This window comes from Nocardioides houyundeii (genome assembly GCF_002865585.1).
Classification (GTDB): Bacteria; Actinomycetota; Actinomycetes; order Propionibacteriales; family Nocardioidaceae; genus Nocardioides; species Nocardioides houyundeii.
In genome coordinates this window covers 1,875,581-1,898,651 of record NZ_CP025581.1, presented here as the reverse complement: position 1 = coordinate 1,898,651, position 23,071 = coordinate 1,875,581, and the positions used below count along the sequence as shown (strand labels likewise).

General features: G+C 71.1%; 20 protein-coding genes, 1 pseudogene and 1 riboswitch. Of the genes and pseudogenes, 8 read left to right on the top strand and 13 right to left on the bottom strand.

Annotation, left to right across the window (positions count from 1 at the left end; genetic code table 11):
- Positions 1-5 precede the first annotated feature (5 nt).
- The 4 genes from bsh to C0R66_RS09105 all read right to left on the bottom strand — a co-directional run bounded on the left by bsh (position 6) and on the right by C0R66_RS09105 (position 2,775).
- Positions 6-953, bottom strand: a complete 948-nt coding sequence (bsh, locus tag C0R66_RS09120; protein ID WP_101524432.1) for a choloylglycine hydrolase — start codon at positions 951-953, stop codon at positions 6-8.
- An 89-nt stretch (positions 954-1,042) separates the two neighbouring features.
- Positions 1,043-1,504, bottom strand: a complete 462-nt coding sequence (locus C0R66_RS09115) for a VanZ family protein (RefSeq protein WP_101524431.1) — start codon at positions 1,502-1,504, stop codon at positions 1,043-1,045.
- Positions 1,505-1,740: 236 nt separating this feature from the next.
- Positions 1,741-2,115 carry a YciI family protein gene (locus C0R66_RS09110; RefSeq protein WP_101526152.1) on the bottom strand — a complete coding sequence of 125 codons (375 nt, stop codon included), beginning with the start codon at positions 2,113-2,115 and terminating at the stop codon, positions 1,741-1,743.
- Between the two features lie 216 nt (positions 2,116-2,331).
- Positions 2,332-2,775: a GNAT family N-acetyltransferase gene (locus tag C0R66_RS09105; protein WP_101524430.1), complete on the bottom strand. Its 444-nt coding sequence runs from the start codon at positions 2,773-2,775 to the stop codon at positions 2,332-2,334.
- 84 nt (positions 2,776-2,859) lie between these two features.
- On the opposite strand from C0R66_RS09105, the gene C0R66_RS18670 reads away from it, so the two are divergent.
- The 3 genes from C0R66_RS18670 (at position 2,860) to C0R66_RS09090 (ending at position 5,005) form a co-directional block, all read left to right on the top strand.
- Positions 2,860-3,246: a hypothetical protein gene (locus tag C0R66_RS18670; protein WP_158647973.1), complete on the top strand. Its 387-nt coding sequence runs from the start codon at positions 2,860-2,862 to the stop codon at positions 3,244-3,246.
- A gap of 63 nt (positions 3,247-3,309) precedes the next feature.
- Complete coding sequence (locus C0R66_RS09095) at positions 3,310-4,284, top strand: matrixin family metalloprotease (RefSeq protein ID WP_101524429.1); 975 nt, start codon at positions 3,310-3,312, stop codon at positions 4,282-4,284.
- Positions 4,285-4,348: 64 nt separating this feature from the next.
- Complete coding sequence (locus tag C0R66_RS09090; protein WP_101524428.1) at positions 4,349-5,005, top strand: peptidylprolyl isomerase; 657 nt, start codon at positions 4,349-4,351, stop codon at positions 5,003-5,005.
- An 18-nt stretch (positions 5,006-5,023) separates the two neighbouring features.
- On the opposite strand, the gene C0R66_RS09085 is transcribed toward C0R66_RS09090, so the two are convergent.
- Positions 5,024-5,485: an OsmC family protein gene (locus tag C0R66_RS09085; protein ID WP_101524427.1), complete on the bottom strand. Its 462-nt coding sequence runs from the start codon at positions 5,483-5,485 to the stop codon at positions 5,024-5,026.
- Positions 5,486-5,540: 55 nt separating this feature from the next.
- On the opposite strand from C0R66_RS09085, the gene pepN reads away from it, so the two are divergent.
- From pepN to C0R66_RS09070, 3 genes are all read left to right on the top strand, one after another.
- Positions 5,541-7,994, top strand: coding sequence for an aminopeptidase N (gene pepN / locus C0R66_RS09080; RefSeq protein ID WP_101524426.1), 2,454 nt, complete (start codon positions 5,541-5,543; stop codon positions 7,992-7,994).
- Between the two features lie 103 nt (positions 7,995-8,097).
- Complete coding sequence (locus C0R66_RS09075) at positions 8,098-9,276, top strand: exonuclease SbcCD subunit D (protein WP_101524425.1); 1,179 nt, start codon at positions 8,098-8,100, stop codon at positions 9,274-9,276.
- Positions 9,276-12,299, top strand: coding sequence for an AAA family ATPase (locus C0R66_RS09070; RefSeq protein WP_101524424.1), 3,024 nt, complete (start codon positions 9,276-9,278; stop codon positions 12,297-12,299). Before C0R66_RS09075 ends, C0R66_RS09070 begins: the two co-directional genes overlap by 1 nt.
- Here C0R66_RS09070 and C0R66_RS09065 read toward each other — a convergent pair.
- Positions 12,289-12,987, bottom strand: coding sequence for a sulfotransferase family protein (locus C0R66_RS09065; RefSeq protein WP_101524423.1), 699 nt, complete (start codon positions 12,985-12,987; stop codon positions 12,289-12,291). The genes C0R66_RS09070 and C0R66_RS09065 overlap by 11 nt on opposite strands.
- A 37-nt stretch (positions 12,988-13,024) precedes the next feature.
- On the opposite strand from C0R66_RS09065, the gene C0R66_RS09060 reads away from it, so the two are divergent.
- Positions 13,025-14,569, top strand: coding sequence for a TldD/PmbA family protein (locus C0R66_RS09060; RefSeq protein WP_101524422.1), 1,545 nt, complete (start codon positions 13,025-13,027; stop codon positions 14,567-14,569).
- On the top strand, positions 14,566-15,954 hold the full coding sequence (locus C0R66_RS09055) for a metallopeptidase TldD-related protein (RefSeq protein ID WP_101524421.1): 1,389 nt from the start codon (positions 14,566-14,568) through the stop codon (positions 15,952-15,954). The genes C0R66_RS09060 and C0R66_RS09055 overlap by 4 nt, the downstream gene beginning before the upstream one ends.
- Here C0R66_RS09055 and C0R66_RS20265 read toward each other — a convergent pair.
- The 7 genes and pseudogenes from C0R66_RS20265 to C0R66_RS09025 form a co-directional block, all read right to left on the bottom strand.
- A complete protein-coding gene (locus C0R66_RS20265) occupies positions 15,942-16,145 on the bottom strand; it encodes a DUF7586 domain-containing protein (RefSeq protein WP_422385610.1) in 204 nt (67 codons plus the stop codon). The genes C0R66_RS09055 and C0R66_RS20265 overlap by 13 nt on opposite strands.
- A gap of 191 nt (positions 16,146-16,336) precedes the next feature.
- A pseudogene (locus C0R66_RS09050) lies at positions 16,337-17,227 on the bottom strand (serine hydrolase domain-containing protein); the annotation flags it as partial.
- The gene (gene gcvP / locus C0R66_RS09045; protein WP_101524419.1) at positions 17,224-20,100 is read right to left on the bottom strand and encodes an aminomethyl-transferring glycine dehydrogenase; all 2,877 of its coding nucleotides are present in this window, start codon (positions 20,098-20,100) and stop codon (positions 17,224-17,226) included. The gene gcvP and the pseudogene C0R66_RS09050, both read right to left, overlap by 4 nt.
- Positions 20,101-20,198: 98 nt before the next feature.
- Positions 20,199-20,295, bottom strand: a riboswitch (glycine riboswitch).
- A gap of 100 nt (positions 20,296-20,395) precedes the next feature.
- On the bottom strand, positions 20,396-21,034 hold the full coding sequence (locus C0R66_RS09040) for a MerR family transcriptional regulator (RefSeq protein ID WP_101524418.1): 639 nt from the start codon (positions 21,032-21,034) through the stop codon (positions 20,396-20,398).
- Positions 21,035-21,192: 158 nt separating this feature from the next.
- Positions 21,193-21,633: a bifunctional nuclease family protein gene (locus tag C0R66_RS09035; RefSeq protein WP_479684922.1), complete on the bottom strand. Its 441-nt coding sequence runs from the start codon at positions 21,631-21,633 to the stop codon at positions 21,193-21,195.
- Between the two features lie 69 nt (positions 21,634-21,702).
- Positions 21,703-22,467, bottom strand: a complete 765-nt coding sequence (ftsR, locus tag C0R66_RS09030) for a transcriptional regulator FtsR (protein ID WP_338039601.1) — start codon at positions 22,465-22,467, stop codon at positions 21,703-21,705.
- On the bottom strand, positions 22,460-22,978 hold the full coding sequence (locus tag C0R66_RS09025; protein ID WP_101524416.1) for an FHA domain-containing protein: 519 nt from the start codon (positions 22,976-22,978) through the stop codon (positions 22,460-22,462). Before C0R66_RS09025 ends, ftsR begins: the two co-directional genes overlap by 8 nt.
- Positions 22,979-23,071 lie beyond the last annotated feature (93 nt).

The window sequence follows — 23,071 nt, the reverse complement described above, 5'->3', positions numbered from 1 at the left end:
GCATTTCAGACCACGACGAGCTTGCTTCCCTCAGGCGCGTGCTCGGCCATGGCAACACTCTGGATCGCCGGGTCGTCATAGGTGTTCCAGTAGTACGTCTTGGTCCGCGCCGAGTAGAGCCCGGTGTAGATGGTCTTCTCGAAGTCGCCGGAGCCCATGGCTGCGCTGCCGTCCACCATCGCGACCTGCTGGAGCGTGTGGAACGCCCTGCTGACGTTCTCCTCCTCGCTGGCCTTGCCCGGGTAGTGGGCGTTGACGTAGGCCGCGCGCACGAACCGGGACGGGGAGTAGTAGTCCCCGGGGATCCCTCGCATGTGCGACCCCGAGCCGAACGGGCCCAGGTGCGCCCGCCCCAGCGCGGTCTCCTCGGGAAAGTCGGGTGAGGTGTTGAGGTAGTTGCGCAGGTTCTCGTGGTGCCACGAGAACCCCGGCTGGTTGGCAAGGACGTCGACGTCGTTGTCGAAGACCTGCAGACCCTCGCTGGTGGATTCCACGACGATGGCGCGCGTCGAGTCGCCGATGATCCAGTGCAGCAGCGAGCTGGGGTACTTCTCGTTGATCGGCTTGTCGACGATGACGACGTGCGCGAGCGCGGCCTCGACCTCGTCGACGCTGGCGAACTGGGAGGCAACCCAGAGCGGGAACTCGAAGGCGGCGACGTTCGTCGCACCTTCGACCGGCTCCGGTGCGTAGCTCGCGTAGCCCGGGAAGTTGAGGCCAGCCACGGCCAGGCCCGCGTCGTTGCCGCAGTCGAAGTACAGCGGTGTGTCCTCCTCGACGATCCCCATGCCGATGACGGCGTGCTGGATCCGTGGCACGGCGCTGAACGGTGAATGCGTCTCGTACGCGGTGGGTGTCAGCACCACCCGCTCGCCATAGCCGTACGTCCAGTCGAGGTTGCGTGCGAGGTAGAGATTGCCGCTTGCGTCGGAAAACCTGATGCTCGTGCACATGTGGATGCCCCTGCCTATGGGCGATGTCCCTCTCAGGATAGCCAGGGACGTCTTCTGCTCCAGGTGAGCGACCGCCGGCTCGAGTGGCTTCAGACGTCGTGCCGGGCTTGGCGTCGCGCCCGTCGTCGTCGGCGGCGCCGCAGGGTCGCTGGCAGTACGAGCACCAGCGTCAGGGCGATGCCGATGAGACCTCCGACCGTGTTGGCCAAGAGGTCACGCTCGTCCGGGACACGGCCTGGGATCTGCCGTTGGGCCGTTTCGATGAAGGCTGTGAGGACGAAAGACCCGATGGCCGCCAGCCACCAGCCCCCGGCGCCGAAGAGGAGGAGCAGGAACATCCCGATGGGCACGAAGAGGGCGATGTTGGCCAGGAACTCAACGCGCGAGTAGTCGAGCGACTCGGCGATCCCGCGACGGTGCAGGGCGCCCAGCACCCGGTTGACCAGCCTCGTCTCGCGGTCGCCGATCGCTTGGGGCGTCAGCGTCAGCCACCCGACGAAGACCAGGTAGCCACCGCTGAGGAGGCTGAGGAAGGGATGCCGATGGAACATCGGGCAAGTCTGCCCGCCCCACTGAACGTACGAGGTACAGGGCCCCGGCGGATGACACGAGAAGCCAGGAGCTGTGTGCGTTTGCGCCGGGCTCTCTATCTGACTTTTACCCCTGGAGATCGATCCGATAACTTACATTATGTCAATCAGTGACCGCGGACGGCTCAGAGTCGCGGGTCACGGCGCCGACGTGGCGAGCCGATGCGGCCCGCCACGCTCGGTCGTGCCACGCCCGGTCAGTCGCCGGGTTCTTCTGGACCCGTCGAGATCTGGCGCAGCGTCGCGACCACGGTGACCTCCGGCCAGCGCTTGGCGTGCAGCTCGGCGAACGTCTGCTGGTCGGCGACGGCCTCCTCGAGGCTGTCGTACTGCAGGATCGACCAGCCGCCGACGACCTCCTTGGCCTCGGCGTACGGCCCGTCGACCCGGGTGACCTCGCCCTGACGGACCACGAAGTTGACGGCGTCCTCGGTGCCGTAGAGGCCGCCCCCGTCGAGGAACACCCCCTGCGCGGCGCGTTCGCCGATGTGGGCGTCCATCGCCTCGAAGAGTGACTGCGGCGGCGTGCCGACGCCCTCCTCCATTCTCACGAACCCCATGAAACGCGGCATCTTGTTCACTCCTACTGGTTGCTGGGAGATGCTTCTCGCACACACGTCGAACGGCGGACGCGTCCTTCGACATCGATCCTCGAAGTTTTTTCGCGCCGCGTCTACGACGACCCGGTCGAGCCGATCGCCCCGATCCGGGGTCGGATGTTCAGCGCCTGGCCTCGTCCCTGGTCAGCAGCACGCCGTCGGGAAACCCTCGGGTCTCCACCAGGTCGGTCAACCCGCAGACCCAGGGCGCCGCATCGGCAGGTGCGGGATGCCGTCCTCCAGGTAGTTCGGCCCGGTGCGCTGGAAACCGAACTGCTGGTACCACTCCTCCAGGTACGCCTGCGCGCCGATGCGCACCGGCCCGTCGCCGATGCGCTCAAGTGCCGCAGCCACGAGCCGGGCGGCGTACCCGTGACCTCGGGCGTCCTGCGCGGTCGCCACTCGTCCGATCACGGCGGCGTCCGGGTCCTGAAGGATCCGCAGCACGCAGAGCGGTCGTCCGTCGTCGGCGGCCAACCACATGTGCACGGTGGTCGGCTCAGCGTCGCGGTCATCCACGTCCGGGTAGGGGCACTGCTGCTCGACCACGAAGACGTCGACCCTCAGCTTGAGGATGGCGTGCAGCTCTCGAGCGGTGAGATCGGACAGGGTGCCGTTGCGCAACGAGGTCACCGAACGACCCTAGCCCGCTCAGCCGGGGCTCCACCCGCGGGCAGACAAGGTTGACCCCGCTCCGGCGCCCAGAAGCATGTCGTCATGAGCCGGTACGTCGACTACTCCCCCGAACAGACGCCGGTCGGCCGCTGCGTCGTACTTCCCGGCCGGCGCTACACCGCGGACGGGCCGCTGCTGTTCTTCGCCACCCACACGGCGTTGGCCCGCGGCTGGTCGGTGCGTCAGGTCTGGTGGGAGGCGCCCCCAGCCGGCACGACCAGGGCGGTCCAGGACGAGATCGCCTGGGTCGGGGACCAGCTCGACGACGCTGTCGACGGGTACGACGGACGCGTGCTGGTCGTCGCCAAGTCGCTGGGACCCCTGGGGTCCCTGGCGACCCGGTCGCGATGGTGGCCAGCCACGACCAGTTCGTCCGCCACTTCGATTTTTGGCTCGGAGGCCACTAGCGCACGCCGCGAAAATCCATAGAATCCCCCGCACTCGACGCACTCACCTGGGGGAACCGTGAAGAACACCGCAAGACGAACACTCGTGACGCTCACCGTCATCGCCACGACGATGGCCACCGGCGTCACAGGCGCCACGGCCGAGCCGTCCGCGCGTCCCGCCAAGTCGAAGGTCCAGGTGGCCTGGGTGAGCAGCGTGGTGGCCACCACACCGACCGCGATCACCGGCGTCGTCAAGGACAAGGGCAAGAACCGACGCCGCGTGGTGCTGCAGCAGCGCTTCCCCGACGGCTGGACCAAGGTGGCCCGAAGCAGGACCGGTCGCGACGGCACGTTCAGCCTGGCGCTGCCGACCCACTGGCTCTACTCGGCCAAGACCCGCGTGGTCGTCGCCGGGAACCGGAAGAACCGTGCGGTCCGCACCAAGCCGCAGCGCGTCAGCGTCGTCCCCAGCTGGACACCGCAGGGCAGCCCCGACTCGTGGGCCTACATCACTCGCAAGCTGCGCGCGCGCTTCAACCCGTGCAAGCCCATCGACTACCGGATCAACGTGGCTCAGGCCGCCCCCTGGGCCACCTCCGTCATTGACACGGCAGTCGCCGCGATCGCCCTCGGCACCGGACTGCGATTCCGGTACCGCGGCACCACCAGCGCGGTCCCCTGGGCCACCAAGGGCACGCCGAAGCAGACTCGCAGCACCGACCTGCTGATCGCCTTCGCGCCGCAGTCCCAGACGAAGGAGGACATCACCGGGAAGCAGGGCCGAGGCGGAGCGGCGAAGATGGTGTGGGGGCGCGACCGACGTGGCCGGCTGGCCCTGATCAAGCGCGCCGGCGTCGTGATCGACACGGTCAAGCCCCTCGACGCCGCCCAGGCCACCCGGGTCGTCATCCACGAGATCGGGCACGCGGTGGGACTGGGTCACACCCCGGACGTGTCGCAGCAGATGAACGGCACGGCCGAGGGCTACTACTCGCCGCTGCAGCTCGGGGCCGGCGACCTGACGGGTCTGGCCAAGGTCGGGCGCCAGGCGGGCTGCGTCCGGCCGCTGCGCCGCTGACGTGACTGCCTGCGGCCCCCCCACCCGGTGTCCGCAGGCAGTCCCCTCACCTAGCATCGGTGCCATGCGTTCCCTCAAGCTCGCCCTGGCACCCCTCCTCTGCCTCGCCGCCCTCGCCGGGTGCGGCGACGATGACGACACGGCACCGGACCCAGCGGCCGGCGAGGTCGCCTGCGAGTACGCCGAGGACGGGGCGCAGGCGGCCCGCAAGGTCGAGCTCCCGCCGTCCACGGCCGAGGAGGGCGACGACGTCCCTGCCACCATCGAGACCAACGTCGGCGCACTCGGCATCACCCTGGACGCCGGCTCCGCACCCTGCACGGTCAACAGCTTCCTCTCGCTCGCCGAGCAGGGCTACTTCGACGACACCCAGTGCCATCGTCTGGTGACCCAGGGCATCTACGTGCTGCAGTGCGGTGACCCCACCGCCACCGGCACGGGTGGCCCGGGCTACACGATCGAGGACGAGCTCACCGGGGACGAGACCTACCCGGCCCGGACCCTGGCCATGGCCAACACGGGTCAGGCCAACACCGGCGGATCGCAGTTCTTCATCGTCTACGCCGACAGCCAGCTGCCGCCGCAGTACACGGTCTTCGGCACCATCGACGAGGACGCGCTCGCCGTCGTCGAGAAGGTCGCAGCGAAGGGCGCGGCCGGTGGTGCGCCCGACGGCCCGCCCACGGAGAAGGTCACCATCACCGGCGTCACGCTCAAGTAGAGGGACCGGGCGCCGGGTTCAGTCCTGGGCGTTGACGTCCTCGAAGACCACCGGCTCCCCCAGGGCCACGGTCCGGCTCACGGTGCAGAGCCGGTCCCGGGTCTGGGCGATGGCACGCGGCATCACTGCCCGGGCCTGGTCACCGGCGTCCCCGTCGGGGAACCGCACGTCGAACACCACCCGGATGTTGCGCAGGTGGTTGCCCTGCTCGTCACGGACCTTCTCGCCCTGGCAAGCGACGTCGAAGGAGACCGCCTCGGAGCGCTTGCCGGTGATCAGGTCGACGTCGATGGCGCTGCAGCCAGCGATCGCGGCCAGCAGCAGCTCCACGGGAGTGAAGTCGGGGTCGAGTCCCCCTGTCCCGAAGAAGGTCTCTCCCCCACGCGCGTTCGTCGCCTTGAACCGTCCGTCCCCGATCCGGGTCAAGGTGACGCTGCGGGAATTCTCGGACTCGGTCGAGGAACCAGGCGTCTGCGTCATGCCACGAGCATATGGAGCCTGCAGCCTCAGCGGGTCACCTGGCTAGGCTGACGCGATGGGCACGAGCTACCGAAGCCTCCAGCACGTCGAGGCACGCACCCGCTTCGACCTCCTGCGGGTCATCTCCTACGACGTCACCCTCGACCTGGCGAGTGATGAGGCGACCTTCGGGTCCCTCACCCGCATCCTGTTCGACAGCCAGGGCGGTGAGACCTTCCTGGACCTCAAGCCCGCCGGCGTCAACAGCCTCCGGCTCAACGGCACCGAGCTCGACCACGACACCCTCCAGGCCGGACGAGTGCCCCTGTCGACGGTGGCCGGGCGCAACGAGGTCGTGGTGGACGCCGTGATGGCCTTCCGCAACGACGGCGAGGGCCTGCACCAGCACGTCGACCCGGCCGACGGCCGTCGCTACGTCTACGGGATGTCGTTCATGGACGCCGCTCCCAGCATCTTCGCCTGCTTCGACCAGCCCGACCTCAAGGCGCCGTACACCTTCCACGTCACCGCCCCGACCGACTGGACCGTGATCGGCAACGCTCCGGGCGCCCAGGTCGAGGCCGGCGTCTGGGAGTTCGAGCCCACTCCCCCGCTCTCGACGTACTTCGTCACCCTGGTCGCGGGTCCCTACCACCTCATCCACGACGAGCACGACGGGATCCCCCTGGGCCTGAGCGCCCGTCAGAGCATCGCGCGAGACCTCGACGCCGACGCCGACGAGCTGCTGACCATGACCAAGGCGTGCTTCGACGAGTACCACCGGCTGTTCGGGACCCGGTACCCCTTCGGCAACTACCACCAGGCGTTCGTCCCGGAGTTCAACGCCGGCGCCATGGAGAACCCCGGCTGCGTCACCTTCCGCGACCCCCTGGTCTTCTCCAGCCGGGTCACTCGCGGCATGCGGATCCAGCGTGCCACCACCGTGGCGCACGAGATGGCCCACCAGTGGTTCGGCAACATCACCACCCCCAAGTGGTGGGACGACCTGTGGCTCAACGAGAGCTTCGCCGAGTACATGGGCAACCGCGTCACCGCCGACGTCACCGAGTACGGCGACGCCTGGACGCACGCGGCGTACGCCCGTCGGCAGTGGGGCCTGGTCGCGGACCAGGCCCCCAGCACCCATCCGGTGGCCGGCAACGGGGCGGTGGACGCCAGAGCCGCGCTCCAGGACTTCGACGGGATCTCCTACGCCAAGGGGTCGAGCGTGCTCAAGCAGCTCAACGCCCGGCTCGGGGACGAGGTCTTCTTCGCCGGCGTCATCGACCACTTCGACTCCCACTGGTTCGGCAACGCCACCATGAGCGACCTCTTCGGAGCCTGGGAGCGGGCCGGAGCACAGCACCTGGCCGACTTCACCGACAGCTGGCTGCGCACGGCCGGGCCCGACACGATCGTCCTGGACCGGGACGCCGGGACCATCCGTCGTACTCCCCCGCCCGGGAACCCCGCGGACCGCTCCCACACCTTCGGGGTCACCACCATCTCGGCCTCAGGATGGGAGACCTCCCCCGTCACCGTCGTCGGCGAGGAGACGCCCTACCGGACCGAGGCCCCCGCCGTCGTCCTGGATGCCTACGAGGACACCTGGGCCGCCACCCTGCTGGACCCTGCCACCGTCCAGAGCCTGAAGACGCTGCTGCCGACGGTCTCCGACGCCCGGGTGCGTGCGGGCGCCTGGAACGGTCTGCGCAGCTCCTTCCACCAGGTCGCCGTCGCCCCTTCCGACGTGCTGGACCTGGTGGAGGCCGCGATGCCCCACGAGGACAACGACGATGCCGTGAACTACACCCTGCCCTGGGCGATCGCCTCGGGCGTGGAGCTGGGGCCGGACCCTGCAGCCGGTGCTGCCCGGATCCACCGCACGATGCTGTCTCGCGCCGGGTCGGCACCCGCAGGCAGCACGTTGCAGCTGGCCGCCTTCCAGTCCGCGGTCGCCACGGCCGCGGACGAGTCCCGGCTGCGGGAATGGCTGGCGGGCGGGCTCCCCGAGGGGCTCGAGCTGGACCTGGACCTGCGCTGGGCCCTCCTGGTGCGCCTGGCGGTGCTGGGCTCCAGCGATCCCGATGAGCTGGACCGCGCCCTGGCGTCCGAGCCGACGGCGCGCTCCCGGGTCGAGCACTCGCGGGCCATGGCATCCCTGCCCACCGCGGAGGCCAAGGAGTGGGCATGGCGCCGGTTCACCGGAGACGAGGACGTGGCGAACTACGAGCTGGAGGCCGCGGGGCGCGGCATGTGGCGCGCGGGCCAGGAGAAGGTCACCGAGCCCTTCGCCCAGCGCTACCTCGACGCCCTGCCCGACCTGCCCCTGACGCACGCGGGCTGGGTCCTGGGGACGGCCGTGAAGGCGTTCTTCCCCAGCACCTGCCTGGACCCTGCCCTGGTCGCGTCCGCACGGCAGCTCGCCGGCTCCGGCACCCTGGACCCCACGGTGCACCGCAACCTGCTCGACCTGGTCGACTCCCTCGAGCGGCGGATCGCCGTGCGGGAGGCCTTCGACCCGCGTTGAGGCCCGCCCAGGGTCCCTGTCGCGGTCACGGTCTCGGTCACGGTCTCTGCCGCTGCGGCGTGGGCTGCTCAGGACTGTCGGACCCGGCTCCTATGGTCGACCCGTGCGCATCCTCCATACCTCAGACTGGCATCTGGGCCGGTCCTTCCACCGCGAAGGCATGCTGGCGCACCAGCGTGCCTTCCTCGAGCACCTGCTCGAGATGGTCGAGACCCGGTCGGTCGACCTGGTGGTCGTCGCCGGCGACGTCTACGACCGAGCCCTGCCGCACGTCGACGCGGTCCGGGTCGCGGACGAGGCGTTCGCGGCACTGGCCAGCTCACGGGCCCGCGTGGTGGTGACCAGCGGCAACCACGACTCCGCCCTACGCCTGGGCTTCGGCTCCACGCTGATCGACGCCGCCGGGGTCCACATCCGCACCGATGCCTCGGGGGTCGGCTCCCCCGTCGAGCTCAGCGACGAGCACGGCCCGGTGCTGGTCTACGGCATCCCCTACCTCGACCCCGAGAGCGTCAGGGAGCCGTGGGGGCTGCCGGTCCGCAGCCACGAGGCCGCGCTCTCGGAGGCGATGCGCCGCGTCCGTGCCGACCTGGACCACCGGCCGCCAGGCTCGCGGTCGGTGGTGCTGGCCCATGCGTTCGTGACCGGCTGCGCCCCTTCGGAGTCCGAGCGCGACATCAGCGTGGGTGGGATCTCGATGGTCCCCGGGTCTCTCTTCGACGGCATCTCCTACACCGCCCTGGGCCACCTGCACGGCGCCCAGGTGCTGTCGGAGTCGGTGCGCTACAGCGGCTCCCCCCTCGCGTACTCGTTCTCCGAGGCCGGCCACACGAAGGGGTCGTGGCTCATCGATCTGGACGGCAACGGCGTGAGCGCCGCAGAGTTCGTGCCGGCACCGGTGCCGCGACCGCTGTCCCGGATCACCGGGACTCTCGAGGAGCTGCTCGTTGAGCCGGCGCTGGCGCAGCACGAGGAATCGTGGGTTCACGCCACCCTGACCGACGCCGTGCGGCCGCTCCGGGCCATGGACCGGCTGCGCACCCGCTTCCCGCACACGCTCGTCATCGGGTTCGCCCCCGAGGGCAGCGAGGCCGATCCCGACTCATCGCGCCGACCCACGACCGGTCTGAGCGACCACGAGATCACGCTCGCCTTCATGTCCGAGCTGCGCGGCGCACCGGCGACCGAGGCGGAGTCGCTGCTGCTCCGCGAGGCCAGCGAGGCGTGCTGCGACGACACCGACGTGGACTCCCTGCTCACCGTCTCCGAGGCGGGCCGCTGATGCGGCTGCACACCCTGACGGTCACCGCCTTCGGTCCGTTCGCCGAGACTGTCACCGTCGACTTCGACGAGCTCAGCGAGGCCGGCCTGTTCCTGCTGACCGGGCCGACCGGAGCCGGCAAGTCCAGCGTCCTCGACGCCGTCTGCTTCGCCCTGTACGGCGACGTGCCCGGCGAGCGCGGTGCCGCCAAGCGGCTGCGCTCCGACCACGCCGCACCCTCCGTGGCGCCTGAGGTCACGCTGGAGGCGACGCTCTCGGGCCGCCGGTTCCGCTTCGTCCGCTCCCCCGCGTGGCAACGACCCAAGAAGCGGGGCACCGGCACCACCAACCAGCAGGCGTCGGTGGCGCTGGCGGAGCATCGCGACGGCGGGTGGCAGCCCGTCTCCACCAGGCTCGACGAGGTGGGTGACCTGGTCGGGGCCCTCCTGGGCATGAGCCTCACCCAGTTCTGCCAGGTGGCGATGCTCCCCCAGGGCCGCTTCCAGGCGTTCCTGCGGGCCAAGTCGGACGAACGTCAGGCGGTGCTGCAGCAGCTGTTCAACACCAGCCGCTTCTCGCGGATGGAGAGCTGGCTGCGCGAGCACCGGCTCCAGCTCGCGCGGCGTTCGCGGACCCACCACGACGCGGTCGCCGCCCTGGTCAGCCGCGTGTGCGAGGTGTCGACGGTCGCGGTGCCCGACGAGTGGGACCTGCAGTCCCTGGAGCCGGTGGCCGGATCGGGTGAGCTGGGCGCATGGTCGACTGCGGTCGCCGCCGATGCCGCCGCCACTGCCCGACGGGCGGCGGCTCTCCTCCCCGCGGCCGAGGCGGCCGAGCGCGAGGCGGAGCAGCGCCACACCCTGGGACGCCGGACTCACGAGCTCCAGGAACGGCGCGCGGCGGCCCGGGCCCAGCTCGCCGCGCACCTCGCCGCCGCGGACCAGCACGGCCGCAGGGTCACCGAGCTGCGCGAGGCGCGACGCGCCGCTGGCGCCATGCCCGTGGTGAAGCTCGTCGACGCAGCGACCTTCGAGACCAGTGCGGCGCGCCTGCGGGCGGACTCGGCCCTGGAGGCCTTGACGCTGCACCTCGGTGCTGACGAGTCGGCGGCACTACCCTGCGACGACACCGCCGCAGACGCCGTCGACGCACTGCTGAGCTCGGTCCAGCAGCAGTGCGTGGCCCTCGGGCCGCTGCGCGACTCGGACCGTCGCCTGGCGGAGCTGCACGAGGCCCGGGTCGACGCGCAGCGGCGGCTGGCCGACTCCCGCGCCCGGGTCGAGTCCGCCCACGCCCAGCTCGCGGAGCTGCCAGTCCGGCTGGAGCAGCTGCAGAGCGCTCTCACCTCCAGCCAGCAGGCAGCCGGCTCGGCGGCCCAGATCGAGGCCGAGGTGACCGTGCTGAGCACCCGGTTGGCCGACAAGGAGCTGCTCGTCGCTCTCGAGGCCGAGCTGGCCGCGGCAGCCTCGGAGCGTGCCGAGTGCCGCGAGCGCGTGCAGGACCTGACCCAGACCTGGTTGGACATCCGGGAGACCCGGATCCAGGGCATGGCGGCGGAGATCGCCGGTGCGCTGGCGGTCGGCGACTCCTGTCCGGTCTGCGGCTCGTGCAGTCACCCGCACCGCGCCAGCCCGTCTCCCGGCTCCCCCGACGGCGCCGCCGAGCGCGCGGCGATGCGCTCGGTCGACGACGCCAAGGCTCTGCTGCACGTCCACGACGACCGGGTCCAGCAGCTGCGCTCCCAGCGGGACGCCACGGCCGCCCGAGCCGGGGAGGAGCCGCACGAGTCGCTGCGCCAGCGCCTCGCGCAGTGCCAGGAGCAGCTGGCGGAAGCCGAGGAGGCGGAACGCCGCGCGGTGGAGATCCGCGCTGAGCTCGTCGACCTCGAGCACCGGTTGACGGCAGCCCACCACGCGTCCCGGGAAGCCGAGGTGGAGGTGGCTCGGATCGAGACGGGGCTCCAGGTCTGCGAGAGCGACCTCGAGACGCTCGACGCGGCCCGCGCCGCCGCGCTCGCCGGCAGCACGCACACCTCGGTGGCTTCGTTGCTGCAGGCGCTGGAGGCCAGCGCCTCCCTCGGCAAGCGCTACCTGACCCTGCAGGCCACCGCCGAGCGCGCGGCCAACCGGCTCCGGGTCGACGAGGAAGCCCTGCGCCGCGTTCTCGACGAGTGCGAGCTGCCCCATGCGGACGCCGTACGGCGGGCACACCGTGACCAGGACACCTGTCAGACCCTGGAGACCCTGATCGAGGAGTACGCGCAGGAGGAGTACCGGCTCACCGGTCTGCTGGAGGACGCCGAGCTGCGGGCCGCGGCCGCGGCCCCGGTCCCCGATCTCGACGGGCTGGCCCGCAGCCACCGCGAGGCGCGGGCCGAGCTGGTCCGGGTGCGGGCGGCTGCCGACCGCGCCCGCCAGGACGCAGACCGGCTGCAGGACCTCGGCGCCCAGCTCACCACGGCGCTGCAGCAGTGGCAGCCGCTGCGCGAGGAGCTGCGGGTGGCCGTGGATCTGAGCTCGTTCGCCGAGGGGAAGTCGGCCGACAACCGACTCCAGATGCGGCTGGCGGCCTACGTCCTGGGCTACCGGCTCTCCCAGGTCGTCCAGGCGGCCAACGCCAGGCTGCGTGGCATGAGCGGCATGCGCTACACCCTGGAGCACACCGGCCAGCGCGGCACCCGGGAGACCCGGGGCGGGCTGAGCCTGCTGGTCCGAGACGACTGGTCCGGGGAGACCCGCGACCCGGCCACGCTCTCGGGCGGTGAGACCTTCGTGGTCTCCCTGGCCCTGGCGCTGGGGCTGGCCGACGTCATCACCGAGGAGGCGGGCGGAGCCGATCTGGGCACGCTGTTCGTCGACGAGGGATTCGGCAGCCTGGACGCTGACACCCTCGACGACGTCCTGGACACCCTGGACGCCCTGCGGGACGGCGGCCGCGTGGTGGGGGTGGTGAGCCACGTGACGGAGATGCGGGAGCGGATCCCGACACAGCTCCAGGTGATCAAGGACCGCCACGGCTCACGGCTGGCTCCGGTCAGCGGGTGAGAGTGGTCCAGCTGCTCAGGTCCAGGTCCCACTCCTCAGCCAGCCGCGCGAGCTGCGGCCGGTAGAGCACCCGCAGGGACTCCACCTGGCCGGCCGGAGGCTCCCAGCTCGCCGCGCTGCTCGAGCGCGACGGACGGTCCACGTCCACCAGCGGCACCGGTGCCCGACCCAGACGACGCCACACCGCGTCCACGGCACGCTGCGGGTCGCGTCGGACCTCCTCGTAGACCATCACCACCATCCGCTCGCGACCCACGGCGTTGGCCCACATCGCCAGCTGGTCGGCATAGAACCCGCTGAACGTCTGCACCGTGATCGGCACCGGGTAGGGCCAGGGCGACTTGGCCCTGGTCGCGGCGAGCCGCATGGCTGAGAGGAAGCGCTCGACCGGGTCGCGCAGGATCGCCAGCACCGGCGCATCGGGGGCCAGCAGCCCCTTCGCCGCGAACGGTGCCGAGGAGTGCCGCAGGTACTGCGGGGTCCACTCCCCCCGTGCCACGCCGTCCGTGGGGAAGAGGTCGAGGTAGGCGGCCCGGCTCTCCAGCCCGTCCCCCACCTTGTGCAGGAGGTGCTGCTCCTTCTTGCCGTTGGTGCCCAGCCCCACGCTCGGGTGCTGGCAGAGCAGGTCGGTGAACCACGTGGTCCCGGAGCGCTGGGCGCCGATCCCCAGCCATGCCGGTGCCGTCATGCGCGCGACCCTACCTGTCAGGGACTAGGTTCGGCCCATGAGCAAGCCCGGTCTCGATCCTTCCTTCCTCGCCTTGGGCTACCGCCAGCTGGGCGAGGTGGCCCTGGCGCGAGCCGCCGAACGAGGCGTGCAGCACGCCGACTTCCGGTTCGAGCGCAACCGCTACCAGCACCTCGCGGTGCGGGACGGCCATCTCCAGGGCGCCCAGGACTCGGAGGATCTCGGTTTCGCGGTGCGCGTCATCCACCGCGGCGCCTGGGGTTTCGCCAGCGGCGTGGTGCTGACGCCGCAGGAGGTACGCCGGGTCACCGACCAGGCGCTGGCCGTGGCGGAGATCGCGGCGACCATGACCCCGACGCCGGTGGAGCTGGCCCCCGAGCCCGTGCACGAGGACGTCACCTGGGTCTCGGCGTACGAGGTCAACCCCTGGGAGGTCGCGACCTCCGACAAGGTCGCGGTGCTCTCCGACTGGACCGCGCGCCTGGTCCGGCACCCGGTCGTCGAGCACGCCGCGGCCAGCCTGCAGCAGGTGCAGGAGAACAAGTACTACGCGGACCTGAGCGGCACCAGGACGACCCAGCAGCGGGTGCGGATGATGCCCTCGTTCGAGGCGATGGGGTCGGACTCCGCGACGGGCACCTTCGACTCCATGACGAGCATCGCGCCTCCCGTGGGCCGGGGCTGGGAGTACCTCACCGGTCGGTTCTGGGACTGGGACGCGGAGCTGGCCGAGGTGCCGGAGCTGCTGGCGGAGAAGCTCAAGGCCCCGTCCGTGGAGCCGGGGAGCTACGACCTGGTGATCCATCCCTCGAACCTGTGGCTCACCATCCACGAGTCGGTCGGACACGCCACCGAGCTGGACCGCGCCCTGGGCTACGAGGCCAACTACGCCGGGACCTCGTTCGCCACCTACGACCAGCTGGGCACCCTGGTCTACGGGTCCCCGGCGATGCATGTCACGGGCGACCGGACCGTCGAGCACGGCCTGGCCACGACCGGGTACGACGACGAAGGGGTCCAGACGCAGAGCTGGGACATCATCCGGGACGGGGTCCTGGTGGGCTACCAGCTGGACCGGGCGATGGCACACCAGAAGCCGGAGCTGAACCCCGATCCCTCGGTCCCCGGCGCAGGCAGGTCCAACGGGTGCGCCTACGCCGACTCCCCCGGCCACATCCCGATCCAGCGGATGGCCAACGTCTCGCTGCAGCCCGATGCTGAGGGCCCGAGCACCGACGAGCTCATCTCCCGGGTGGAACGTGGGCTGTACGTGGTGGGCGACAAGTCCTGGTCCATCGACATGCAGCGGTTCAACTTCCAGTTCACCGGCCAACGCTTCTTCCGCATCGAGAACGGCGAGATCAGCGGCCAGGTCCGGGACGCCGCCTACCAGGCCACCACGACGGACTTCTGGGGCTCGATGGAGGCGGTGGGCGGTCCCCAGACCTGGGAGCTGGGCGGCGCCTTCAACTGCGGCAAGGCGCAACCGGGCCAGGTCGCGGCGGTCAGCCACGGCTGCCCCTCCGCGCTGTTCCGTTCCGTCCGCATCCTGAACACCACCGACGAGGCAGGCACGGCATGAGCACCTCACCCCAGGAACTGGTCGAGCACGCGCTCGCCACGACGACCTCCGACGACTGCGTGGTGATCGTGGGCAACAACACCAGCGCCAACCTCCGCTGGGCCAACAACTCCCTGACCACCAACGGTGTCGCCCACGGCCTGTCGGTGACCGTCATCTCCTTCGTCGCGGGCCGGGACGGGACGCGCACCGGCTCGGTCTCGGGCGCTGCCACCACCCGGGACCAGGTCACCGCCCTGGTGGCCGCCGCCGACGCCGCAGCCCGGGACTCCTCCCCGGCCGAGGACGCGGTCGACCTGGTGGCCGGCGCCGCGGACCCGGACTGGGCAGACCCGCCGGCGGAGACCGACATCGGGGTCTACGCCGACGTCGCTCCGATGCTGGGCGAGGCGTTCGGGACGGCCCAGGGCGGCGGCCGACTGCTCTACGGCTTCGTCAACCACGAGGTCACCACCACCTACCTGGGCTCGAGCACCGGGCTGCGCCGCCGCCACGTGCAGCCCACCGGACACTACGGCTGCACCGCCAAGACCGCAGACCTCACCCAGAGCGCGTGGGTCGGCGGAGCCACCCGGGACTTCGCCGAGGTGAACCCCCTGGCGATGGAGGCCGAGCTCGCGACCCGGCTGGCGTGGGGTGCCCGCGAGGTGGCCCTGCCGGCTGGCCGCTACGACACGATCCTGCCCCCCACCGCGGTGGCGGACCTGATGGTCGACACCTACTGGAGTGCCGGCGCCCGGGTGGCCCACGACGGGCAGTCGGTCTTCAGCAGGCGCGGGGGTGGCACCCGGATCGGCGACCAGGTCGCCCGCGCCGGCGTCACCCTCTCCTCGGACCCCACGCACCCCGGACTGGAGTGCGAGCCGTTCGTGGTCGCCCCGGCCTCCAGCAACACCTCCTCGGTCTTCGACAACGGCCTGCCGCTCGCACGCACCGAGTGGATCGCCGACGGTCGGCTGTCGGCGCTCCTGCAGACGCGGCACTCCGCGGTCCTGACCGGCCAGCCCGCCACTCCGGCCGTCGACAACCTGGTGCTGGCGGTGGAGGGCTCCTCCGGCGGGGTGGCCGAGCTCGTGGCGGACGTGGAACGCGGGTTGCTGCTCACCTGCCTGTGGTACATCCGCGAGGTGGATCCGCAGACCCTGCTGCTGACCGGGATCACCCGGGACGGCGTCTACCTGGTCGAGAACGGGGAGATCACCGGGTCGGTGAACAACTTCCGGTTCAACGAGAGCCCGGTGGATCTGCTGGGGCGGTTCACCGCCGCCGGCGCCACCGAGCCGGCGTTCAGCCGGGAGTGGGGCGAGGACTACTTCAGCCGGACCGCGATGCCCGCGCTGCGGGTCCCGGACTTCAACATGTCGAGCGTCTCTCAGGCACGCTGACGGGGCGGGCCGCCCGGGATGGGCGCCGCCGGGTCGTACGGGGTGCGGGTCAGCACGAACGTGGCCACCTCGAGGTGGTCGACCTCCCCGTCCGGACGTCGTACGACGTGCAGGGTCTCGCCGCGGTGGTAGCCCTGGAGTCCGACGATCCTTCCGTCGCCCAGCCCGAACAGCTCGACGTCGTCGGGCACGGCCAGCTGGCGAAGCTCCAGCCGGCGGTTGTGCCAACGGACCTCGGTGGCGGTGTTCCCCAGAACCACAGCCCGGGGACTCCTCGGATCGCCTCCGGCAGCTCGCCGGAGGGGACCCAGGGCTCGACACCGTCGTGGCCGAGGTCCCCGTCGATCAGCTCCAGCAGGAGCACTTCCTGGTCCACCCCCGTGGTCGCGTTCATCAAGGTCACCCCACCGATGCCCGATGCCGGGTCGACCAGGACCGCTGCCAGGAACCCCGGCATGGAGCCGGTGTGTCCGACCAGGGTCCCGGTGGTGCCGGTGGTCAACCGCAGACCCAGGCCGTAGTCGGCGGTCACGGGCGAGGTCATCTCGGCCAGGGACTCCGGAGCCAGCAGGTCGGGGCGGGCCCCGGCGAGGAGCTGCCCCCACAGCACCAGGTCGGCCAGCGTCGACCACAGCTGCCCCGCGGGCGCCATCGCGCCGGTGTCGGCCAGCGGCTCAAGCTGCGGCACTCCGGTGAAGTGCCCGACGCTGAACCCGGGCTGGGCACCGGGACGGGGCAGGTAGGAGGTCTGGGTCATGCCGAGCGGCAGGAGCAGCGACTGCGTGACCAGCTGCCGCCACGGGCTGCCGGTGACCCGGGCCACCACCTCGCCGAGCAGCGCGAAGCCGAGGTTGGAGTAGTGGAACCACTCCCCCGCGGCCGCGACCCGGCCACTGCCGTCGTTGGCGGCCGCGAGCGCGGCGAAGTCCGAGCCCCGGGTGCGCTCCCACCACGGCCCCGTGGGCTCGCTCTGCATGCCGGAGGTGTGGGAGAGCAGCTGCCGCAGCGTGCACTCGGCGTAGCCGATGTCGCCCAGGTGACGTCCCACGGGGTCGTCGAGGTCCACCAGGCCGGCGTCGCGCGCCTGCATCACCAGCACGGCGGTCATCGTCTTGGTGATCGACCCGATCCGGTACTGGGCGTTGAGGTCCGCGCCGCCGCCGGCACGGCCTGCCCAGACCACGCCGTAGCGGTCGAAGACCGCGCCCACCACGGACGGGAGTCGACCGCGGCCCTGGGCGAGCTCCAGTCGGGCCTGGCGCCGGTCGATCATTCGGCGAAGGCCTCCGGGGAGGGGCAGGAGCACACCAGGTTCCGGTCGCCGTAGGCCTGGTCGATGCGCGCGACCGGCGGCCAGTACTTGTCGGGGTCCACCCCGGTGGGGAAGACCCCCAGCTCCCGGGAGTAGCTGCGGTCCCACTCGCCGACCAGTGCCCGCGATGTGTGCGGCGCCATCCGCAGCGGCGAGGTCTCCGGGGTCCACTCCCCCGCGGCGACCCGGTCGATCTCGGCCTTGATGGCGATCATCGCTTCGATGAACCGCTCGATCTCGGCCAGGTCCTCGGACTCGGTCGGCTCCACCATCAGGGTGCCCGCGACGGGGAACGACATCGTGGGAGCGTGGAAGCCGTAGTCGACGAGCCGCTTGGCGACGTCGTCCACGCTCACCCCGCTCGCCTTGGTGATGCCGCGGACGTCGAGGATGCACTCGTGCGCCACCAGGCCCGAGTGCCCTCGGTAGAGCACCGGGAAGTGCTCGTCGAGCCGGGAGGCCATGTAGTTGGCCGACAGCACCGCGGAGGCGGTGGCGCGGGTCAGCCCTTCGGCACCCATCATCCGTACGTAGGCCCAGGAGATGGGCAGGATCCCGGCCGAGCCGTACGGCGCCGCGCTGATCGGGCCGATGCCCCGGCGCTTCTCCGGCTCCGGGTGGTTGGCGTGCGAGGGCAGGTACGGCGCCAGGTGGGCCCGCACCGCGACCGGGCCGACTCCCGGGCCGCCGCCGCCGTGCGGGATGCAGAAGGTCTTGTGCAGGTTGAGGTGGGAGACGTCGCCCCCGAACTCACCCGGCTTGGCGTAGCCGAGCAGGGCGTTGAGGTTCGCGCCGTCGACGTAGACCTGGCCACCGTGGTCGTGCACGATCCGGCACAGCTCGGTGATCGTGTCCTCGTACGCGCCGTGGGTCGAGGGGTAGGTCACCATGATCGCGGCCAGCGTGTCCGCGTGCTCCGCGCACTTGGTCCTGAGGTCGTCCAGGTCCACCGAGCCGTCCTCGCTGGCGCGGACCACGACCACACGCATCCCCGCCATGACCGCGGAGGCTGCGTTGGTGCCGTGCGCGGAGGAGGGGATCAGGCACACCTCACGCAGCGGCGCCCCCTCGACCTGTCGTGCCCGGTGGTAGCCGCGGATCGCCAGCAGGCCGGCGAGCTCGCCCTGGGATCCGGCGTTGGGCTGGATCGAGACCCGGTCGTAGCCGGTGACCTCCGCGAGCCAGCCCTCGAGGTCGGCCACCAGCCGGCGGTAGCCGGTGGCGTCCTCGGCCGGTGCGAACGGGTGCAGGTCGGCGAAGCCCGGCATGCTGATGGGCTCCATCTCCGCGGTCGCGTTCAGCTTCATGGTGCACGAGCCGAGCGGGATCATCCCGCGGTCCAGCGCGTAGTCCCGAGCCGAGAGCCGTCGCAGGTAGCGCAACATCTGGGTCTCGCTGCGGTGGGTCGAGAACACCTCGTGGGTCAGGTACGGCGTCTCCCGGTGGAGGCCGCCCGGCAGCGCCGAGGCGCTGATCTCGTCGAGCCCCGCGACGTCCGGGTCCACCCCGAAGGCGGTGAGCACCGCCTCCACGGTGCGACCCGTGGTGACCTCGGAGGTCGACAGCCCGACCCGGTCCTCGTCGACCAGACGGAGGTGGAGCCCCAGCTCCCGGGCGCGGGCCACCACGTCGGCGGCGCGGCCGGGCACCACCACGCCGAGGGTGTCGAAGAACTCCGCGTGCTCCAGGGCCAGTCCGGCGCGGGTCAGCGCGGCGGCGATGAGCACGGCGTACCGGTGGGTGCGCTGGGCGATGGCGCGGAGTCCGTCGGGCCCGTGGTGCACGGCGTACATGCCGGCCACGACCGCCAGCAGGACCTGCGCGGTGCAGATGTTGGAGGTCGCCTTGTCCCGTCGGATGTGCTGCTCCCGGGTCTGCAGCGCGAGCCGGTACGCGGGGCGGCCCTCGGCGTCCACCGAGACCCCCACCAGGCGCCCGGGGAGGTGCCGCTCCAGGCCGCTGGCGACCGACATGAAGCCAGCGTGGGGCCCGCCGTAGAAGAGCGGGACGCCGAACCGCTGCGAGGAACCGACGACCACGTCGGCACCCATCGCGCCCGGTGCCTCCAGCAGGGTCAGCGCGAGCAGGTCGGCGGCGACCACGGCGAGCGCGTCCCGGGCGTGCGCCGCCGCGATAACGGCCCGGGGGTCGAGGATCCGGCCGGAGGCACCGGGGTACTGCACCAGGACGCCGCTCAGCCGGCCCTCGGGGAGCCCCCGCGCCAGGTCGGCGACCACCACCTCGATGCCCATGGCCTCGGCGCGGGTGCGGACCACCTCGATGGTCTGCGGCAGCGCGTCGGAGTCGACCACGAACGGACCTGCGGCCTTGCGGTTGGCGCGGCGCACCAGGGTCATCGCCTCAGCCGCCGCGGTCCCCTCGTCCAGCAGCGAGGCGTTGGCCGTGGGCAGTCCGGTGAGGTCGCCGATGACGGTCTGGAAGTTCAGCAGGGCCTCGAGCCGGCCCTGGGAGATCTCCGGCTGGTACGGCGTGTAGGCGGTGTACCAGGACGGGTCCTCCAGGACGTTGCGCCGCACGACCGGGGGCGTGAGGGTGGCGTGGTAGCCGAGCCCGATCATCGCCTCGGCCGGCTTGTTGGCCCCGGCCAGCTGGCGCAGCTCCTTGGCGGCGGCCGCCTCGGTGACCGCGGCCGGCAGGGCCAGTCCACCAGCGGACCGGATGCCACCGGGCACCGCAGCAGCCATCAGCTCCTCGAGCGAGGCGAAGCCCAGGTGCTCCAGCATCATGGCCACGTCGGAGTCGCGGAGCCCGATGTGCCGATCGGAGAACGGAAGCGCCGCGTCGAGGTCGGACAGGCTGGGCAGGTCGGACATGGCCACACTCCAGGTTCAGGCGAACAGGTCAGGGTCAGACGAAGAAGCTCGCCTCCCCCTCTGTCACCGGGGGACCATGCCCTCGGCTTCACAGTCGCCTGCCCTGCGCGGTCCTTGGTGCCTGAGAGGTTCCGGGGAGGAATTGCCCCTTCGGCGCTGGTGGCGGCCCCACCAGGACTCTCCCGCGCGGGATCGTCAGCCCCACGAGCATACCGTGGGGCGGGTACGACGCGAGGCCGCCCGGATGCCGGACGGCCTCGTGATCGTGACCGGCCCGGAGCCGGTGCGGTGCAGGTCAGCCGATCTTGCGTGCGGCCCGGCGTGCCGCCAGCTCGTCGCCGGCGACGTTGTCGGTGGGCTCGGCGCTCGTCCGCTCGCTGGGCAGCTCGGCGAGGGTGCCCTCGATCTCGCGCCACACTCCCCCGATGGCGATCCCGAAGACGCCCTGACCACCCTGGAGCAGGTCGATCACCTCGTCGTTGCTGGTGCACTCGTACACCGAGGCGCCGTCGCTCATCAGGGTGACGCGGGTCAGGTCGTCGGTGCCGCGCTCACGCAGGTGCTGGACCGCGGTACGGATCTGCTGCAGCGAGATGCCGGCGTCCAGCAGGCGCTTGACGACCTTGAGGAGCAGGATGTCGCGAAAGGAGTAGAGGCGCTGCGAGCCGGAGCCGGAGGCGCCGCGCACGGTCGGGTCGACCAGGCCGGTCCGAGCCCAGTAGTCGAGCTGGCGGTAGGTGATGCCGGCGGCGCTGCACGCGGTGGGTCCGCGGTAGCCGGCGTCGCTGGGCAGCGGGGACACGTCATCGGTGAACAGGAGGCCCTGCTCCTCGGCCGCCACGGTCGCGTGCTCCACCTCGACCTGACGCGCCTTGCCCTGCTGCTCGTTGTCGTTCACGCCCACTGGGGACCCTCCGTCGTCTACTCCGCTCATCGTAGCTCCCTCGGGGGAAGTGAGGTGGCGGCTGCCGGGAGGCAACCACAACGGTGGAGTTACAACGGAGACAGTTCAAGGTAGGTGCCTACTCGGGGCCGGTCAACGCCCGGCCCCGGCGTGTCGCCAACTCTCATCCTCAGGTCGAGGGTGAGGGCTCAGTGCTCCTCCGGCGACTCGAAGTCCTCAGGAGTGACCTGGTCGAGGAACTCGCGGAAGGCCTCCACCTCGTCCTCCTGCTCGGCCGGAACCGCCAGCCCGGCCTCGTCGAGCACGTCCTCGGCGACCACGATCCGGGTCCCCATCCGCAGCGCGAGCGCGATCGAGTCCGACGGACGGGCGCTCACCTGGGCGCCGGAGCCGAAGACCAGGGTGGCGTAGAAGACGCCGTCCTTGACGTCGGTGATCTGCACCTCGCTCAGCGCCGACCCCGTCGCATCGAGCACGTCCTTGAACAGGTCGTGGGTCAGCGGGCGGGGCGGCACGACGCCTTGCTGGGCGAACGCGATGGCGGTGGCCTCGACCGCGCCGATCCAGATCGGGAGGTACCGCTCCCCCGTCACCTCGCGCAGCAGCACGATGGGTTGGTTGGAGGGCATCTCCACCCGGACTCCTATGACGTCTACCTCTCGCACGTCTGCAACCCTACTCTGGGTCGGTTGCCCGGGTCAGGCCCCATGCAGGCCGTTCTTGACCAGCGTGGCGTGCAGGCGCACCGAGAGGGCGGCGATCTCGCTCACGGCGTCGGCGACCCGACCCTGGGCGGCGGAGTCGCGGCCTCGCTTGAGCGGGGCCACCACCTGCTCGACCAGGCCGACCTCGCGGTCGGCTGCGGTCTTGAAGGCGCGCAGGTGCCGGGGCTCGAAGCCGAAGTCGGCCAGCTCGCGGGCCGTCTGCGCGATGACCAGGGCGTCGGTGTCGTAGTGCCCGGTTCCGGGGCGCGGGCTGATCAGGCCGAACTGCTCCAGCTGTGCCAGCAGCTCCTCGCTGATCTCGGCGATCTTGATCAGCTCGCGACGCGAGAGCCGGACGTCGGAGCGACGGGCGAAGGACTCTGCCGACGGCAGCCCGTCGCTGTTCAGGGCGACGGTGGGCACCGTCGGGACCACGGCCTCGATGGGCGGGGGCTCCAGGCCCCGGTCGATGGCCTCCAGGTGCTCGCCGATGACCTTGAGCGGCAGGTAGTGGTCCCGCTGCATGCGCAGGATGTAGCGCAGCCGTTCCACGTCGGCGACCGAGAACTTGCGGTATCCGGCCGGGGTGCGCTCGGGCTTGATCAGCCCCTTGTCCTCGAGGAAGCGGATCTTGGGGATGGTGATGCCGCCGAAGTCGGGGCGCAGCACGTCGAGCACCTGCCCGATGTTCATCCGCCCCCGGTCGGAGTGGGACGTCGCGGCGGAGGAGGGGACCACGTCCGACGCCCGCTCAGCCACTCACGTGGCTGGTGAAGTAGACCAGCCGGTACTTGCCGATCTGCACCTCGTCACCGTCGGTCAGCTCGACCGAGTCGATGCGGTCCCGGTTGACGTAGGTGCCGTTGAGGCTGCCCACGTCGCTGACCGTGAACCCGCCCTCCGGGTTGCGCCGGAACTCCGCGTGCCGGCGCGAGACCGTGACGTCGTCGAGGAAGATCTCGGAGTCGGGGTGCCGACCGGCACTGACGAGGTCGGTGTCGAGGAGGAAGCGGCTTCCCGCTCCCGGTCCGCGCTGCACCACGAGCAGCGCCGAGCCTGTCGGCAGGGCGTCGACCGCCGCCGCGTCCACCGCGCTGAGGGCCCGGTCAGAGCTCTCAGCGCGCTCGGGAGTGATGCTGATGGTGGCGGTGGAGTCAGAAGCGACACTCGGTTCGGGAGTGGACTCGCTGCCGCCCAGGCGCGCACCGCATTGTGAGCAGAAGCGAGCTTCGTCCGGGTTTTGCTTTCCGCAGGCCGTGCAGAACGGCATCTGTCCTCCGCTTCGCAGGTTGTGGGTCCCTCCTGCCCTGAGAACTCTCAAGGCAGGGCTGAGGCTTGAGGTGTGAGACGAACCTATCAGTCA

Coding starts and splice junctions, on each gene's coding strand:
- gcvP (WP_101524419.1), bottom strand. CDS start 20,100: ATGTCCGACCTGCCCAGCCTGTCCGACCTCGACGCGGCGCTTCCGTTC.
- C0R66_RS09035 (WP_479684922.1), bottom strand. CDS start 21,633: ATGCCCTCCAACCAACCCATCGTGCTGCTGCGCGAGGTGACGGGGGAG.
- C0R66_RS09025 (WP_101524416.1), bottom strand. CDS start 22,978: ATGCCGTTCTGCACGGCCTGCGGAAAGCAAAACCCGGACGAAGCTCGC.
- C0R66_RS09085 (WP_101524427.1), bottom strand. CDS start 5,485: ATGACGCAGACGCCTGGTTCCTCGACCGAGTCCGAGAATTCCCGCAGC.
- C0R66_RS09090 (WP_101524428.1), top strand. CDS start 4,349: ATGCGTTCCCTCAAGCTCGCCCTGGCACCCCTCCTCTGCCTCGCCGCC.
- pepN (WP_101524426.1), top strand. CDS start 5,541: ATGGGCACGAGCTACCGAAGCCTCCAGCACGTCGAGGCACGCACCCGC.
- C0R66_RS09115 (WP_101524431.1), bottom strand. CDS start 1,504: ATGTTCCATCGGCATCCCTTCCTCAGCCTCCTCAGCGGTGGCTACCTG.
- C0R66_RS09110 (WP_101526152.1), bottom strand. CDS start 2,115: ATGCCGCGTTTCATGGGGTTCGTGAGAATGGAGGAGGGCGTCGGCACG.
- C0R66_RS09055 (WP_101524421.1), top strand. CDS start 14,566: ATGAGCACCTCACCCCAGGAACTGGTCGAGCACGCGCTCGCCACGACG.
- C0R66_RS09070 (WP_101524424.1), top strand. CDS start 9,276: ATGCGGCTGCACACCCTGACGGTCACCGCCTTCGGTCCGTTCGCCGAG.
- C0R66_RS09060 (WP_101524422.1), top strand. CDS start 13,025: ATGAGCAAGCCCGGTCTCGATCCTTCCTTCCTCGCCTTGGGCTACCGC.
- C0R66_RS18670 (WP_158647973.1), top strand. CDS start 2,860: ATGAGCCGGTACGTCGACTACTCCCCCGAACAGACGCCGGTCGGCCGC.
- bsh (WP_101524432.1), bottom strand. CDS start 953: ATGTGCACGAGCATCAGGTTTTCCGACGCAAGCGGCAATCTCTACCTC.
- C0R66_RS09065 (WP_101524423.1), bottom strand. CDS start 12,987: ATGACGGCACCGGCATGGCTGGGGATCGGCGCCCAGCGCTCCGGGACC.
- C0R66_RS09040 (WP_101524418.1), bottom strand. CDS start 21,034: ATGAGCGGAGTAGACGACGGAGGGTCCCCAGTGGGCGTGAACGACAAC.